Genomic DNA, 16,065 nt, shown 5'->3' with positions numbered 1-16,065 from the left:
CCATTTTAATATTTTACCTTCAGCAGAGAATATTGTTAATGGAGAAGATTTAAATGATCAATCAAACTTCAATATTTTAGCAATTCAATCCCGTTTAAAAGCTTCTATTTCAGGACCAGATTTTTTTGGAATGAAAACTTCAGGAGCTATTGAAGCCGCTTTTTTCGGAAATTCAGATGGCTCAATAGGGGAATTAAGATTGAGACATGCATTTGTGAAATTGTCGAATGATAAAGTTGAAATTTTAATGGGACAATATTGGCATCCTATGTTTGTAACAGATGTTTTTCCAGGAACTTATTCATTTAATACAGGTGTTCCTTTTCAACCATTTTCTAGAAATCCACAATTAAGAATTACCACCAAAGGAAATGTTAAGTTTATTGGTGTTTTATTTACAGAAAGAGATTTTCAAACTAGAGGAGCTAGTGTAAGCAAATCTGGAATGCCTCAATTACATGCCCAACTTCAATTGGGATCAGCAAGTAAAACTTTAGGAGGATTTGGAGTAAATTTAAAATCGTCGAGACCAGCTCTTGGTGAAGATAATTTAACAAGTACCGCTTTTATCGGTTATTTCAGAACAAAATTAGGAAAAGCTACTTGGAAAGCAGAAGCAACTTATGGTCAAAATATGACTGATGTTCTTCAAATTGGTGGTTTTGGACAAGCTTCAAATGGTGATTATGTTAATAATGATACATTTTCAACTTGGACTGAATTAAGTGCAGATTTTTCAGAAACTATGGAATGGGGATTATTTGGAGGATATTCAAAAAATAGCGGTTTTGGAGAGCCAATAACCTATGTAAATGGATTTTTAGGTACTGTTGAAAGTGCTTATAGAGTTTCACCAAGAATTGGGTGGAAATCAGGAAAATTAAAAATAGGTGTTGAAGCAGAATTAACGAATGCACAATATGGATCTATAGATGTTAATGGAGATATTACATCAACAGGGCTAGATTCAGTAAATAATTTTAGATTATTAACTACAGCAATATATAACTTTTAATACTTAACTATTATGTCAAAAACAGATATGAAAGCATATTGGAAAGAAAACCTAGGTTACTTAGCTATTTTGCTAAGTGTATGGTTTTTAGTTTCCTATGTGTTTGGAATTTTATTAGTAGATCAGTTAAACACTATCAAATTTGGAGGGTTTAAACTTGGTTTTTGGTTTGCACAACAAGGATCAATGTATGTATTTGTTATCTTAATATTCGTCTATGTAAGATTGATGAATAAGTTGGATAAAAAATATGGCGTTGACGAATAATTAACTTATAAAAATTAAAAAACATGGGAATATTAGCATGGACATGGATACTTGTTGGACTTTCATTTGCACTTTATATAGGAATTGCAATTTGGGCAAGAGCAGGATCATCAAAAGAATTTTATGTAGCAGGTGGTGGAGTTCCACCAATTTTGAATGGTATGGCTACTGCAGCAGACTGGATGTCAGCAGCATCATTTATCTCATTAGCTGGGATTGTATCATTCACAGGGTATGATGGTTCGGTTTACCTTATGGGGTGGACTGGAGGTTATGTTTTATTAGCACTTCTGTTAGCACCTTATTTAAGAAAATTCGGAAAATTTACGGTGCCTGATTTTATTGGAGATAGGTACTATTCTAACACAGCACGTATTGTTGCAGTAATTGCAGCATTGATAGTTTCATTTACATATGTAGCAGGACAAATGAGAGGAGTAGGAATTGTATTTTCTCGTTACCTTGAAGTTGATATTGATACGGGTGTTTATATTGGTATGGTTATCGTATTGTTTTATGCCGTTTTAGGAGGAATGAAAGGGATTACGTATACACAAGTAGCACAATATTGTGTATTGATATTTGCATTTATGGTGCCTGCAATTTTTATCTCATTTCAAATGACAGGTAACCCAATTCCTCAGTTAGGATTTGGTGGTTCAGGTGAAGATGGCGTATATTTATTAGATAAATTGGATGGATTATCACAGCAACTCGGGTTTCATGAGTATACATCAGGTAGTAAATCTATGATTGATGTATTTGCAATTACAACAGCTTTAATGGTTGGTACTGCAGGTTTACCTCATGTTATTGTAAGATTTTTTACAGTTCCAAGGGTGAAAGATGCACGTATTTCTGCAGGTTGGGCATTGTTATTTATTGCAATTTTATATACAACTGTTCCAGCAGTAGCAGTTTTCGCAAGAATTAAACTAATTGAAACAGTAAGTAATGCTGAATATTCAGAACTACCAGAATGGTTTGGGAATTGGGAAAAAACAGGATTGTTAAAGTTTGATGATAAAAATGCGGATGGAGTTGTACAATATGTTGCAGATAAAGCAACTAATGAATTAACTATTGATAGAGATATTATGGTATTGGCAAATCCTGAAATAGCACAATTGCCTAACTGGGTAATAGCTTTAGTTGGTGCCGGTGGTTTAGCAGCAGCTTTATCTACAGCAGCAGGTTTATTATTGGTAATAGCATCATCAATATCTCATGATTTAATTAAGAAAATAGTGAATCCTAAAATTTCTGAAAAAGGTGAGTTAATGGCAGCTCGTATAAGTGCAGCTGTAGCAGTTGCTGTTGCAGGTTATTTTGGTATCAATCCGCCGGGATTTGTCGCCGCCGTGGTTGCCTTAGCCTTTGGTTTAGCAGCCGCATCATTTTTTCCAGCAATATTGTTAGGAATTTTTGATAAGCGAATGAATAAAGAAGGAGCAATATCAGGAATGATAATTGGACTGTCATTAATGTTCTTTTATATGGCAAAATATAAGTTACATTGGATAGGAGATCCAACTGTTGATACTGCAGAAAATTGGTGGTTTGGAATATCACCTGAAGGATTTGGAACTGTAGCAATGTTAGTAAACTTTGTTGTTTCATTGGTAGTTTCTAGATTAACTCCTGAACCACCAAAAGAGGTTCAAGATATAGTTGAACATATTAGGATACCGTCGGGAGCTGGAGAAGCTGGTTCTCATTAGTAAATAGTTAATTGTAAAACAGCACTATAATTTATAGTGCTGTTTTTATTATATTTAAAACTAATTTAAAACCTGTGAAAAAAAGACATCAACAAAAATTAATAGTACTCTCTGTACTACTTCTATGTTTTTTTAATATACCACTACTATTGCTTTTTAATAGTAGCAGAACTATTATTGGGTTTCCAATACTTTATTTTTATATATTTTTTGTTTGGATAGTAAGTATTATTGTTTCATATATTATTCTAAAAAAGTATTATGAGTAGTTTTTTAGTGATTTCAATAATAGTAGTTTACTTATCTGTTATTTTTTATGTTGCCTATTGGGCAGAAAAAAATTCAAAAAGCATATGGGTAAATAACCCATACGTTTATACACTTTCATTAGCGGTATATTGTACTGCTTGGACGTATTACGGAAGTGTTGGTTTGGCAGCAACTTCAGGGTTAAAATTTTTAACCATTTATTTAGGTCCTGTTATTATTATCCCTGTGTGGATAGTGTTAATGAAAAAAATAATTAGAATTTCTAAAGGAAATAAAATCTCTTCAATTGCTGATTTTATCTCGTTGCGTTATGGTAACGATCGTTTTTTAGGAGCTTTAGTAACAATTATTTGTGTGTTAGCAATTGTACCTTATATTTCATTACAATTAAAAGCTATTTCTGAAACTTTTAACGTGATAACAAATCATACTATTAATGGGAACTCTATTATTAGTGATACTACTTTTTATATAGCTATACTTTTAGCAATCTTTGCAGCCTTTTTTGGAACGCAAAATACAGATGCTTCTGAAAGACATAAAGGAATTATTACAGCAATTGCTTTAGAATCAGTAATTAAGCTAGTTTTCTTTTTGATAATTGGAGTATATGTGACATTCTATTTATTTAAAGGACCTTCAGATATTTATGATAAAGCTTCTGTATTACCAAACTTTGAAATTCAGCAAACTATTGATGGTTTAGAAGGTGGATTTAACTGGTTTTTTCTTAGTATGCTTTCTATGTTTGCAATTATGTTATTACCAAGGCAATTTCAGGTTACAGTAGTTGAAAATCAGCGAGAAAAGTATTTAAAAACGGTTATTTGGTTATTTCCATTGTATTTATTATTGTTTAATATTTTTGTAATTTTTATTGCTTGGGGAGGTAATATTATTTTTCAAAATCAAGGAGTTGACGCAGATTTGTTCACCCTAATGTTGCCATTAAAAAACAATCATGAGTTTTTAGCATTATTAGTATTTTTAGGAGGGTTTTCAGCGGCCATTTCAATGGTTGTAATTTCAAGTTTAGCCTTGTCCACTATGCTTAGTAATAACTTAATAATTCCTTATGGGTTTTTAAGAAAATATAGTAAAGGAGAATCTGAACAGAATTCAGGATCTATAAAAAAAATTAGGAGAGTTGCTATATTCACGTTAATAATTGTAGCATATTTATTCTATAAGAATTTCACTTTAGATAGAACACTAGTTTCAATTGGCTTAATCTCATTTGTAATTATAGCACAATTAGCTCCTTCATTTTTTGGAGGATTATTTTGGAGAAGAGGCTCTTCAAAGGGGGCAAAATATGGAATAATTATTGGGTTTTTAGTCACAGTGTACACCTTAGTAATACCGTTTACAATTGATTCTCAATCAATCTCAAGTTCTTTTGTAAATGAAGGTATGTTTGGATTTAATTTTTTAAAACCTTATGAGTTATTTGGATTGCAAATCTTTGAACCTGTACCACATGCTTTTTTCTGGAGTTTACTTTTCAATTTTATGGTGTATGTGTTAGTATCAGTGAATAAAATTGGAAGTTATAGGGAGCGAAATTTTGCGGAAATGTTTGTTGATTCTGATAAATATGCATCCATGCATGAAGATGCTTATGTTTGGAAAGGCGAAGCTTATGTTAGCAATATACGAAATGTTTTAACTCGATTTTTAGGAGAACAAAGAACCCAAAGAGCATTAAATTTATTTTATATGAAATATAATATTGATCATAAAATAAAAATTGCAGATGCCAGATTGGTGAATTTTTCTGAAAAATTATTAACAGGAAGTATTGGAAGTGCTTCTGCAAGAATTTTAATTTCTTCGGTAGTAAAAGAAGAAGAAATAAGTTTAATGGAAGTTCTAAATATTTTAGATGAAACACAAAAAGCAAAAGAATCTAATAAAGAATTACAAGAGCGAGATAAGCAAAAAGATGAATTTTTGGATACGGTTGCTCATGAACTTAAAACCCCAATTACTTCAATAAGAGCACTTTCTGAAATATTATTAGAGGATGATACCATTGAGTATGAAACCAAAAAAAGATTTTTAACAAGTATTTTAAGTGAAAGTAAGCGAGTTAGCAGGCTGATTAATAATATTTTAGATATAGAAAAATTAGCAACAGGCAAAGAAAAATTAGATTTAAATAGCAATTCGGTTAAAAACACAATTAAAAAATCTATTAATGCTGTTAGTCAATTAGCAATTCATAAAAAAATTCATATAAACTTAAACAAAATAGATGAGGTTAAAGTTATCTATGATGAAGATAGAATTCAACAAGTACTAATTAATTTATTATCAAATTCAGTTAAATTTTCAGATTTTGAAAAAGGTATAGTTTCAATAAATACAAATATAAAACAACATAGAATGGAAATTTCAGTTGAAGATAATGGGAAAGGAATAGCACAAGATGAATTGGTTTCCATATTCAATAAATTTTACCAAGCTAAAAACCAGACTATTTTAAAACCTGTTGGTAGCGGTTTAGGATTAGCAATTAGTAAACAAATTATTGAAAGCCATAAAGGTATAATTTGGGCTGAAAATATAAAACCTCAAGGAGCTAGAATAACTTTTACGTTACCTTTAAATACAAATTAATATGAAAAAGATACTAATAGTAGATGATGAACCTAATATAGTGATGTCTTTAGAATATATTTTTACTAAAGAAAATTTTGAAGTATTTATTGCCAGAGATGGAGCTGAAGCAATTGAAATTGCAGATTTAAATGTACCAGATATTATTTTATTAGATATTATGATGCCTAATGTAGATGGTTATCAAGTGTTGAAATTTTTAAAAGAAAGTACAAAATTAAATGATATTAAAGTTATTTTTCTTTCCGCTAAAAATAAAATTTCAGATATAGAATTAGGCTTACAATTAGGTGCTGATAAGTATATTTCAAAACCGTTTTCAACAAAAAAACTAGTAAGTGAAGTGAAAGAATTATTAAAATAAGATTGGAATGGAGAAAATGAAATTAAGATTAGAAAGTAAAACATCTGATATAGTTATTACTATTTATGTGATAATTACATTAGTGGGAAGAATTTATATAGAGTCAATTTTTAAAAGCAACATTATAAACTCACTTTTCATGGGGTTTTTAACCTTATTTATACTGTGGGCGCTAATAAAAATAAAATTTTTAAATCCGGCTTGGTTTGGATTGTTTAACAAAGTAAAAAAATAAGGGTATGAGTTATCAAAAACATTATGGCAACAGTATTGAGAACCCAGAACAATTTTGGGAAGAACAAGCAAAAAACTTAAAATGGTATAAAAAACCATCAACTATCTTATCTAAAGATGAAAATGGATTTGACCGTTGGTTTGCTGATGGAAAATTAAATATTTGTTATTTAGCGGTAGATAAACATGTGGAAGATGGATATGGAGAACAAACTGCTATAATTTATGATTCACCAGTAACACAACGAAAAGTAAACTTTACATTTAATGAAGTAAAAAGTGAAGTAGAAAGATTGGCTGGTGGACTTCGTGATTTAGGAGTTAAAAAAGGAGATACTATAATTATTTATATGCCAATGATTCCGCACGCAGCATTTAGTATGCTAGCTTGTGCACGAATTGGAGCCATTCATTCAGTAGTTTTTGGAGGTTTTGCACCTCACGAATTGGCAATAAGAATTGATGATTGTAAACCAAAAGCTATAATTACAGCAACAGCTGGAGTAGAAGTGGATCGTTTAATTGCATACAAACCATTGGTTGATGAAGCTGTGGAATTGGCAGAACACAAACCAGATAAGATAATTGTTTTTCAACGTAGGTTAGGAGCTATAATGACAAAAACTGAACGGTATGTTAGTTATAAAAAACTAGTAAAAAACTCAGAACCTGCTGATTGTGTTGAAATGAATTCAACCGATCCTTTGTACATTTTATATACTTCAGGTACCACAGGAAAACCAAAAGGTATTTTACGTGATACAGGTGGTTACGCTACAGCTTTAAAATATTCTATGAAAAATATTTATGGAGTGGAAGAAGGTGATACTTTTTGGGCAGCATCAGATGTTGGTTGGGTAGTTGGACATAGTTTTATTGTTTATGGACCACTTTTAAATAGAAATACCACCATTATTTTTGAAGGAAAACCTATAAAAACTCCTGATGCAAGTACCTTTTGGAGAATTATTAGTGAGAATAATGTGAAAGTAATGTTCACAGCGCCAACTGCTATTAGAGCTATTAAAAAAGAAGATCCAAATGGTGATTTAATGAAAGATTACGATTTAAGTTGCTTAAAATATCAATTTCTAGCAGGTGAACGTTGTGATGTTTCTACTCTAAAATGGTTAGAAGAAAAATTGAATATCCCAGTTATTGATCATTGGTGGCAAACTGAATCTGGTTGGCCAATGATATCAAATATGATGGGAGTTGAAGCACTTCCAGTAAAACCTGGTTCTGCAGGAAAAGGAGTTAGTGGTTATGATATTCAAATTTTAAACAATGACGGACAAGAAGTAGTTACAAATGAAGAAGGTTTTGTTGCAGTTAAATTGCCTTTGCCCCCAGGGAATTTATTAAATATTTGGGGAAATACAGAACGTTATGTAGAAGGTTATTTGAAAAAATTTCCAGGTTATTATTTTTCAGGTGATGGTGGTTATAAAGACGATGAAGGTTATGTTTATATTACAGGAAGAGTAGATGATGTTATTAATGTAGCAGGTCACAGACTTTCAACTGCTGAAATGGAAGAAATTGTTTCTTCTAATCCATCAGTTGCTGAATGTGCAGTTTTTGGAATTGAAGACCAATTAAAGGGTCAAATTCCTTTAGCACTGGTTGTTTTAAAATCAGGTGATTATGTTTCTGGATTTGAGTTGGAATATAAAATAGTTCAAGAAGTTAGAAAGCAAATTGGAGCTGTTGCTTCTCTAAAAAAAGTATTGATTGTTACTCGATTGCCAAAAACGCGCTCAGGAAAAATTCTTCGAAAATTATTAAGAAATATGGCCGATGGTGTTGCGTATACAATACCTTCAACTATTGATGATCCTGAAATAATTTCTGAAATTCTGCATGAATTTAAACTTCATAAAATAGGCGTATTTGAGCATGCAACTGAAGAAGAAAAACAAACTCTTGAAGATTTAAGAATAGATTCATTTATAAAATATTATAAATCATATCAACACAGTGTAAATGATCCTGAAGGTTATTGGGCTCAAATTGCCGAAACATTTACTTGGCGCAAAAAATGGGATAAAGTTGTTGAGTACAATTGGGATACTCCAAAATTTGAATGGATTAAAGGCGCTAAACTAAATATAACTGAAAACTGTTTAGATCGTCATTTAGAGAAAAGAGGTGATGCTACTGCTATAATTTGGGAACCTAACGATCCAAATGAAGCAAATAGGACTTTAACTTACAAAGAATTGCATGCTGAAGTAAGTAGATTTTCAAATGTACTTAAAAGAAGGGGTGTAGTTAAAGGAGATAGAATTTGTATCTATATGCCAATGGTTCCTGAACTTGCCATTGCTGTATTGGCTTGTGCAAGAATTGGAGCGGTACATTCTGTTGTCTTTGCAGGATTTTCTGCAGTTGCTCTTTCAACAAGAATTAATGATGCTGAATGTAAAATATTATTAACTTCTGATGGTGTTTTTAGAGGTAGTAAAGCGGTTGATTTTAAAAGTATTGTTGATGAAGCACTAGAAACCTGTCCAACTATTGAGGCGTCCATTGTATTAAATAGAGTAAATGGAAACGTTAAAATGAAAGAAGGACGTGATGTTTGGTGGCATGAAGAATTAGCTATGGTTGATGCTAATTGTCCAGCCGAAGTAATGGATGCGGAAGATATGTTATTTATTTTATACACTTCGGGTTCAACTGGTAAACCTAAGGGAATGGTTCACACTTGTGCGGGTTATATGGTGCAAACAGCACATAGTTTTAAAAATGTATTCCAATATGAACATGGAGATGTTTATTTTTGTACTGCAGATATTGGTTGGATTACAGGTCATTCATACATCGTATATGGCCCGTTAGCGGCAGGAGCAACAACATTAATGTTTGAAGGTGTTCCTTCGTATCCGGATTATAGTCGTTTTTGGCAAATAGTAGAAAAGTATAAAGTAAATCAATTTTATACAGCACCAACAGCTATTAGAGCATTAGCTGCACAAGGAAATGAAATGACTGAAAGAAATGATTTAAGTTCACTAAAAGTTTTAGGAACTGTTGGAGAACCTATAAATGAAGAAGCTTGGCACTGGTATGACGAAAAAATTGGAAAGCAAAAATCTCCAATTGTAGATACTTGGTGGCAAACAGAAACAGGAAGCATTATGATTTCTCCTTTAGCAGGAGTAACACCAACAAAACCAACTTTTGCAACTAGACCGATGCCAGGAGTACAACCTTGTTTAGTAGATGAAATAGGTGAAGAATTAGGATCGAATCCAGCAGAGGGAAGATTGTGTATTAAATATCCTTGGCCATCCATTGCACGAACTATTTATGGTGATCATAAGCGGTATAAAGAAACTTATTTTACAGCTTTTCCTGGGAAATATTTTACAGGAGATGGTGCCTTCAGAGATTTAGAAGGAAATTATAGAATTATTGGTAGAGTAGATGATGTGGTTATTGTATCTGGTCATAATTTAGGAACAGCACCAATTGAAAATGTTATTAATGAACATAGTAATGTAGTGGAATCTGCTATTGTTGGATATCCACATAACATTAAAGGAAACGCATTATATGCTTATGTAATAGTTTATGAAAGGCCTGAAAATGAAGATTTCTTACGTAATGAAATTAATGATTTAATTGCACGTACCATTGGACCAATTGCTAAATTAGATAAAATTCAATTTGTGCCAGATTTACCTAAAACACGTTCAGGTAAAATTATGAGACGTATTTTACGTAAAATAGCTGAAAATGAAACTTCAAATATGGGAGATATTTCAACGTTATTAAATCCAGATGTGGTAAAAGCCATTATGGATGGGTCATTGGTTAAATAAATTACTAAACCTTAATGTGAAAAGCCTTCAGAAATGAAGGCTTTTTTTATATCAATCCACTTTTATTAGAAACTCTAAATAAATCGGAATAATGAACACCACGCTCTTGTTTTAATTTGGATACTATTTTTAAAAATGCGATAGCAGTGATAAATGCATCTCCAGAAGCTGTATGTCTATCATGTTTTGGAATGTTAAATTCATTGCATAAAACATCAAGTGAAAAATGAGTGTCTTTTTTTCCATCCAATTTTTTATACAACATTCCAGTATCAATACTTTTATTTTTTATGTTTGGCAGGTTTAATCTTTTTAAAGCAGCATTTATCATTTCAATATCAAAAGCAGTATGATGTGCTACTAAAACAGCATTTCCTAGATAGTTAATAAATTGCTCAAGGGCTTCTGCTTCAGTCAATTTAAGCAGATTTCCTTCTTTTAATATTCCATGAATTTCAACGGTTTCAGATTTAAATTCATTTTGTTTTAAATAAACTTCAAAATTATCTGAAACATCAATTACATTATTAAAAATACTGATGGCGCCTATAGATAATATTCGATCTGTTGAAGTTTCTAAACCAGTAGTTTCTGTATCAAAAACAACAAATCGTGTATTTTCAATAGTATTGGGCTGAGAAGTTTTAAACTTCTTTAAATATTCAACCCAAAAATAAGGGTACTTTTTATGTTTAAACCACGAAAGCATTACATCATTTGAGATAAATTGTACCTAACATTTAACAACTCCTGAATGTCTTTTATAGGTTTAAAGCATCCCTTCAATTTTAACTTTTCTGATTTGTTTAATTTATTAAGCTCAATAAATCTTCCAGAGTCGTTATATTTTATTCCTTGCTTTGTTCTATAACGTAAAAGTATTTTGAAAGAATCAATACAAGATAAATATAAATCTGCATTTTGAGGTTCTATTTTTGCTAATTTATTAAATCTGGCAATTGTATTGTTTTTGTCCTTAATATCTAAAGATAAAGTAAGTAATCTGGCAGCATCAATTAAAGGCATTAAGGCTCTACTTTTTAAATCGAATTGATCTTTATGTTCACCATCTTGCTCTACTAAAAATTGTCTAAAAAATCCAAGAGGAGGAGGGTTTAAAAGCGCATTTCTACCTAAGAAATTTAAAAATATCTCATAAGTGTGAATAGATTTAAAAATACTATCAGTCATATTTGATACTAATTGTTTATCACCATATATTAAATTGTAATCAAAAAATATGGTGCATAACATAATAGTATCTTCTGAAGGTTTTGTAATCCAACTATTAAATTGAGTTTTCCATTCTGTTAGTGACAAACACCAATTTGGGTTACTCGCCATCATATTAGCTGGGCAGTATTCAAATCCAACAGTGTGAAGTTTATTAGTAACTTTTTTTGCAAGTAGTAAAAAGTAATCTTTTGTTGTTTTATAATTTTCTTTAGAAACATCTTCAAAAACTAACGCATTATCTTGGTCGGTAGTTAGGAGTTGCTCTTTTCTTCCTTGACTTCCTAATGCTAACCAACCATATTTTACTGGTGGTTGAGTTTCCATTTCTTCTAAAGAAAGTTCTATAGCTTTTATGGTAATTGCATCATTAATTTCTGAAATAATTTTTGAAATAAATATGATTGGTATACTTTGTTCTATATAGCCTTTAAGTAGTTTTGATGCTTTTTCTTTTATATACTTTAATTTTTCAGTGTCTTTTGCACGTTTTATTTCTTTTATTAATACAGATGGATTATTACCATGCAATACAACAATATCATGTTCAGATAAAATACCAACTAATTCAGAAGTTGGTTTTCCATTTGCAGTAATGCATAAATGTGTTACTTTATTTTTAATCATTGCTATTTGAGCTTCTGCAATGGTAATTTCTTTAGGAAAAGTAATTACTGGTGAAGACATTATTTTGGAAACGTTTTCATCAATAGAAACCAAACCTGTTGCTATTTTTAAACGTAAATCTTTATCAGTAATAATACCTAAAGGAATTTTATTTTCAACTATTAAAATGGAGCCAACCCTTTTTGAACTCATTATTTGAGCAGCTTCTTTTATAGTAGCATTTTTAGAACATGTAATGGGATTTTTACTAAATTCAGCTGTTCTTACTTCAGAAAAATTAGAATCTATAGTTTCAAGTGTTTCAACATTGGCAAATAATTGACCATTATTGGTTTTGGCGTAAGGTGTTTTTATGTTTGAAGAAAAGCTGGCAATTATAAATTTTTGGACTTTACCATTAATTTTTATAATTTCTTTTAATAAATCAACAGAAATAGCATATAAAATAGATTCTTCATTTGCTTTAGCACTCATTAAGTAATGATCGTTTTGAATTAAAGGTCTTAATCCAAAAACATCTCCTTCGTCACAAATATCAACTAAAATTTGATCATTTTCCATAGTTCTATATAAACCAATGGCACCATCTTTTACAATGTAAAAATGCAGATGCGGATTTTCTTCTTGCTTGAAAACAAAATCACCTTTTTCAACATAAGTTACTTTTACTTGTGAAGCAATTTGAAATAATTGTTCTTTTTCTAAAACATCAAAAGGAGGGAAGTTTTTTAAAAAATCGAAGATACGTTCGGCAATTGTGTTTTTCATAAAGAATAGGAATAGAGTATAATTAATAAACTTACAAAAATATGTTGTCAAAATTATGTTCTAGAGCATAAAAAAAAGCTCATCAAATTAATTTCTGATGAGCTTTCGAATTTTTTATAGATATTTATGAGTTATTTTAATCCCAATCTTTTCTAAACCTAATAAGTTCATGATCAATTTGCATTTTTGTTGATGCAATTAATTCTTCTACATCATTAGAATAGATAGGTTCTAAATAACTGACTTTAATTTCAGTTTGCCATTTTCCAAAACACCTTAAAAAATGAGGAACAAATGTATCATTTCCAATCCAAGCATCATCAAGGTTTTTATAATCTACAGCAACTGGAATTACAGGAACACCTAATTGAGCTGCTATAACAAAAGCGCCTGGCTTAAACTTAATAGTAGTTGGCTCTATGTGAGTGGTTCCTTCAGGAGTATTTAATATTGAAAACCCTTTCTCTAAAACTAAACGAATTTCATTTATAGTTTCTGTTCTACTTTCTTTATCTTCTCTTTTTACAAATATAACACCAGTAGTTTTGCAAACATTTCCTATTAAAGGCCAAGATGCTACTTCTTTCTTTCCAATTGGATAGGCTAAAATATTTCTTAAAATAACCAATGGATCAAAATAACTTCTATGGTTTGAAATAATTAAACCTGAAACTTTTGGTTCATTACCATAAATTGTAATTTTTGAACCTAAAACTAGATGTAAAAGTCTAATTATAAATCGTCTGTGAACAATACCATTTTTAATTTTCTTGTCTTTATTTTTATAAAATATATTAGTTAATAGTAAGATACCATAAACAATTAATGTAATTAGTAAGAAAAGCAGCAATCTAATAGCTGCCAAAAGAGTTCTAAGTATTATCATTTAATCAAAATAACTAAATGTTTCACCATCTTTAATTGAAAGTAATGTTTCGTAAATTAATTTAATTACATTTTCAACATCATCTTTATGTACCATTTCTACCGTAGTATGCATATAACGTAGCGCTAATGAAATTAATGCAGATGGAACACCACCATTACTATAAGCAAAAGCATCCGTATCAGTTCCTGTTGCACGAGAAGAAGCTAAACGTTGAAAAGGAATTTTATTTGCGATTGCAGTATCAACAATTAAATCACGTAAATTATGTTGAACAGCAGGAGCATAACTAATAACGGGTCCGTCACCTGAAATTGTTTCACCTTCTTTCTTCTTGTCAATCATTGGAGTTGTAGTGTCATGACAAACATCAGTAACAATCGCAATATTTGGTTTAATTGTTTGTGTAATCATTTCAGCTCCACGTAAACCTATTTCTTCTTGAACAGAATTTGTGATATACAAACCAAAAGGAAGTTTTTTATTGTTCTCCTTTAATAAACGAGCAACTTCAGCAATCATAAAACCACCCATTCTGTTATCAAGTGCTCTACATACAAAGTTATTTTTATTTAAAATGAAGAAAGTGTCAGGATACGTAATAACACAACCAACGTGAACACCTAATTCTTCAACTTCTACTTTCTTTTTACAACCAACATCAATAAAAATATTGTCCAATTTTGGAATTTCTTCCTTATCACCTTTGCGCGTATGGATAGCAGGCCATCCAAACACACCTTTTACAATCCCTTTTTTAGTGTGAATATTTACAATTTTTGAAGGTGCAATTTGATGATCGCTTCCGCCATTTCTTATTACATATATTAAACCTTCAGGTGTAATATAATTTACATACCAAGAAATTTCATCAGCATGTCCTTCAATAACCACCTTAAATTTTGCATCAGGATTAATAATACCAACTGCTGTACCGTAGCTATCAGTAATAAAAGTGTCAACGTATGGTTTTAGATAATCCATCCAAATTTTCTGACCCTCACTTTCATAGCCAGTAGGAGAGGCATTATTTAAGTACTTTTCTAAAAAATCAATCGATTTTTTGTTTAATATTTTTTTACTCATAATTATAATGTTGTTTAAAAAAACGAATATACTAAATTGTTACTTATACGTACAATTTAATAGTTTATTTAAAGTTTAAACTTTTTGAAAAGTTATTTTGAAATAGATTTTTGAAAGTTGTATTTTTGAAATTCTTTTAGATTTAAATATTGAAGATGGCATGTAATCTTAAAACGGGTGTTTTTTTACCTATATTGTTGTTAAGTACTTTACTTTTTTCTCAAGTAGAAAGAGATATAGATTCTGTATTATTAACAGATCGTTATATTATTTTTGAAGGTGATACTTTATTAATTGAACTAAACGAAGTTCTTTTATTAAAAAAATTAAATTTCAAAACAGATTACGATCGTAGATATTATTATTGGTTTCGTAAAAAAACTTTAAAAGCATACCCTTATGCGAAATTAGCAGCCGACAGATTGAATGCTTTAACTGAAAGATTAGAAAATATTACATCTAAAAGGAGAAAGAAAGAGTACACCAAACTAATTCAAAATTATTTAGAAGAAGAGTTAACAAGCCAACTAAAGAAGCTGACAAGAACTGAAGGGCGTATACTAATTAAGCTTGTGCATAGGCAAACTGGAGATACCTCATTTACTTTAATAAAGAATTTACGAAGTGGCTGGAAAGCTTTTTGGTACAATGCCACAGCTAATTTTTTTAAGTTATCGTTAAAAGATGAATATGATCCAATTAATAATAAGGAGGATTTTTTAATTGAAGATATTTTACAGCGTGCATTTATTGATGGTGTTTTAGTAGAACAACCTTCAAAACTAGATTTTAATTACCTTGAATTAAGTAGTAAATGGATAGATGTGCCAAAACCAGAAGTTAAAACCAAGGTTAAAAAGAAATAATATATCAACGGTTTAGTGTCAAATTGAAATATATAATTTATATTAGTTCTCCAAATTTTAATAAATATACTTCAATGTAATTTTTTATAGAAAGGATAAGTAGTTTTAATTCAGGGCTTTGGTTTGATAATAAATAAAAAATAAAAAAAACTTCAAAAAAGTGTAGTTTAAATAGCGAAAAAGGTTTTACATTTGCAGCCGCTAATAATTAGAATACTTAGCAAAAAGTTCAGGATCATAGTGTGGTAATAAACTTAAAAAAAGTCAAATTTTTAT

The 16,065-nt window shown here is 30.4% G+C and carries 11 protein-coding genes; 7 read left to right on the top strand and 4 right to left on the bottom strand.

The features are described 5' to 3' along the window. From ABY863_RS09140 to acs, 6 genes are all read left to right on the top strand, one after another. On the top strand, positions 1-1,015 hold a 1,015-nt coding region (locus tag ABY863_RS09140), incomplete at its 5' end, for a hypothetical protein (RefSeq protein WP_372794054.1). A gap of 12 nt (positions 1,016-1,027) precedes the next feature. Beyond that, positions 1,028-1,282: a DUF4212 domain-containing protein gene (locus tag ABY863_RS09135; RefSeq protein WP_372794052.1), complete on the top strand. Its 255-nt coding sequence runs from the start codon at positions 1,028-1,030 to the stop codon at positions 1,280-1,282. Between the two features lie 23 nt (positions 1,283-1,305). Further along, on the top strand, positions 1,306-3,003 hold the full coding sequence (locus ABY863_RS09130) for a sodium:solute symporter family protein (protein ID WP_372794050.1): 1,698 nt from the start codon (positions 1,306-1,308) through the stop codon (positions 3,001-3,003). A gap of 261 nt (positions 3,004-3,264) precedes the next feature. Then, the gene (locus ABY863_RS09125; protein WP_372794048.1) at positions 3,265-5,895 is read left to right on the top strand and encodes an ATP-binding protein; all 2,631 of its coding nucleotides are present in this window, start codon (positions 3,265-3,267) and stop codon (positions 5,893-5,895) included. A gap of 1 nt (position 5,896) precedes the next feature. After that, positions 5,897-6,259: a response regulator transcription factor gene (locus ABY863_RS09120; RefSeq protein WP_372794046.1), complete on the top strand. Its 363-nt coding sequence runs from the start codon at positions 5,897-5,899 to the stop codon at positions 6,257-6,259. A gap of 239 nt (positions 6,260-6,498) precedes the next feature. Then, the gene (gene acs, locus ABY863_RS09115) at positions 6,499-10,323 is read left to right on the top strand and encodes an acetate--CoA ligase (protein ID WP_372794044.1); all 3,825 of its coding nucleotides are present in this window, start codon (positions 6,499-6,501) and stop codon (positions 10,321-10,323) included. A gap of 46 nt (positions 10,324-10,369) precedes the next feature. On the opposite strand, the gene ABY863_RS09110 is transcribed toward acs, so the two are convergent. From ABY863_RS09110 to ABY863_RS09095, 4 genes are all read right to left on the bottom strand, one after another. Continuing rightward, positions 10,370-11,032 carry a PolC-type DNA polymerase III gene (locus tag ABY863_RS09110; RefSeq protein ID WP_372794042.1) on the bottom strand — a complete coding sequence of 221 codons (663 nt, stop codon included), beginning with the start codon at positions 11,030-11,032 and terminating at the stop codon, positions 10,370-10,372. Next, complete coding sequence (locus ABY863_RS09105; protein WP_372794040.1) at positions 11,032-12,951, bottom strand: DUF294 nucleotidyltransferase-like domain-containing protein; 1,920 nt, start codon at positions 12,949-12,951, stop codon at positions 11,032-11,034. The genes ABY863_RS09110 and ABY863_RS09105 overlap by 1 nt, the downstream gene beginning before the upstream one ends. A gap of 136 nt (positions 12,952-13,087) precedes the next feature. After that, positions 13,088-13,837, bottom strand: coding sequence for a lysophospholipid acyltransferase family protein (locus ABY863_RS09100; RefSeq protein ID WP_372794038.1), 750 nt, complete (start codon positions 13,835-13,837; stop codon positions 13,088-13,090). Beyond that, positions 13,838-14,923 (bottom strand): M42 family metallopeptidase, encoded by a 1,086-nt coding sequence (locus ABY863_RS09095; RefSeq protein ID WP_372794036.1) that lies wholly within the window; start codon positions 14,921-14,923, stop codon positions 13,838-13,840. A gap of 155 nt (positions 14,924-15,078) precedes the next feature. Here ABY863_RS09095 and ABY863_RS09090 point away from each other — a divergent pair, with 155 nt between their 5' ends. Then, positions 15,079-15,789: a DUF4294 domain-containing protein gene (locus ABY863_RS09090; protein ID WP_372794034.1), complete on the top strand. Its 711-nt coding sequence runs from the start codon at positions 15,079-15,081 to the stop codon at positions 15,787-15,789. The last annotated feature ends 276 nt before the right edge of the window (positions 15,790-16,065 follow it).

This window comes from Lutibacter sp., from assembly GCF_041562875.1.
GTDB lineage: Bacteria > Bacteroidota > Bacteroidia > Flavobacteriales > Flavobacteriaceae > Lutibacter.
Note: the sequence above shows the minus strand (reverse complement) of the source record. Positions and strands in the feature narration are given on the sequence as shown.

What these genes read in the sequence shown, in the direction of transcription:
- ABY863_RS09135 (WP_372794052.1), top strand. Translation starts at nt 1,028, where the DNA reads ATGTCAAAAACAGATATGAAAGCATATTGGAAAGAAAACCTAGGTTAC.
- ABY863_RS09130 (WP_372794050.1), top strand. Translation starts at nt 1,306, where the DNA reads ATGGGAATATTAGCATGGACATGGATACTTGTTGGACTTTCATTTGCA.
- ABY863_RS09125 (WP_372794048.1), top strand. Translation starts at nt 3,265, where the DNA reads ATGAGTAGTTTTTTAGTGATTTCAATAATAGTAGTTTACTTATCTGTT.
- ABY863_RS09120 (WP_372794046.1), top strand. Translation starts at nt 5,897, where the DNA reads ATGAAAAAGATACTAATAGTAGATGATGAACCTAATATAGTGATGTCT.
- acs (WP_372794044.1), top strand. Translation starts at nt 6,499, where the DNA reads ATGAGTTATCAAAAACATTATGGCAACAGTATTGAGAACCCAGAACAA.
- ABY863_RS09110 (WP_372794042.1), bottom strand. Translation starts at nt 11,032, where the DNA reads ATGCTTTCGTGGTTTAAACATAAAAAGTACCCTTATTTTTGGGTTGAA.
- ABY863_RS09105 (WP_372794040.1), bottom strand. Translation starts at nt 12,951, where the DNA reads ATGAAAAACACAATTGCCGAACGTATCTTCGATTTTTTAAAAAACTTC.
- ABY863_RS09100 (WP_372794038.1), bottom strand. Translation starts at nt 13,837, where the DNA reads ATGATAATACTTAGAACTCTTTTGGCAGCTATTAGATTGCTGCTTTTC.
- ABY863_RS09095 (WP_372794036.1), bottom strand. Translation starts at nt 14,923, where the DNA reads ATGAGTAAAAAAATATTAAACAAAAAATCGATTGATTTTTTAGAAAAG.
- ABY863_RS09090 (WP_372794034.1), top strand. Translation starts at nt 15,079, where the DNA reads ATGGCATGTAATCTTAAAACGGGTGTTTTTTTACCTATATTGTTGTTA.